Annotated in this window: 1 pseudogene; it reads right to left on the bottom strand. The window is 32.7% G+C overall.

Annotated features, from left to right (window positions below):
- Positions 1 to 689 (bottom strand): annotated as a pseudogene (locus tag P0106_RS07155) (hypothetical protein); the annotation flags it as partial.

Here is a 689-nt window from a genome sequence, read left to right as displayed (position 1 = left end):
CCTAAATCAGACAACGTCGAATTTACGTTACTTTTAGACACAATAAACTTCTTTAACAGAAGAATATCAGTAATCTTTTTCTGATAAGCAATAATGTTCTTTCTAGCACGATTCTTAATATCGATAACAAGCTTATGATTATTCGTAACAGAAATTTCATTATCCCAACTGCACTTATAAGTAGAAGCAATCCCCATCAATGACTCAACATCTGCCTCAATCTGTGACTCATTCTCAACTTCCATGAAGGTAAGTATCTTTTCCTGCGTCTCTTTAATCTTTTTCATATCTTTTTCAATAGAATAAATAGCCACAGCCATCATTAAAAGAGCAGGATTAAACGCAGATACTGTTTTCATAGAACCTTGCAAAGACTCCATCTTTGAAATCTGCATCATTCTAGAGCCACCGTCAGATTTTCTTAAAGATCCCCATAGATTCCCATTTTTTGCGTATTTTAGAGTATCACCTGCAGCTTTATTAGCAATCTTATAAATACCATCCGTAGGAATGGTTATTGTTTGAGTAACTGTATTACATGCAGGAATTAATGACGATAAACCAGATCCAAAATTCAATAATTCAGATACGGGAACACTTAATACTTTATTGTTGTTATTAGTAAAATATTTAACATCAACAAGAAGTTTTTCAGTAAAATCTACTAACGTATTTTCACTGTTACTTGC

The organism is Gardnerella sp. c11Ua_71, assembly GCF_055818025.1.
The sequence above is the reverse complement of the archived record's forward strand: the minus strand, read 5'-3'. Positions and strand labels throughout refer to the sequence as shown.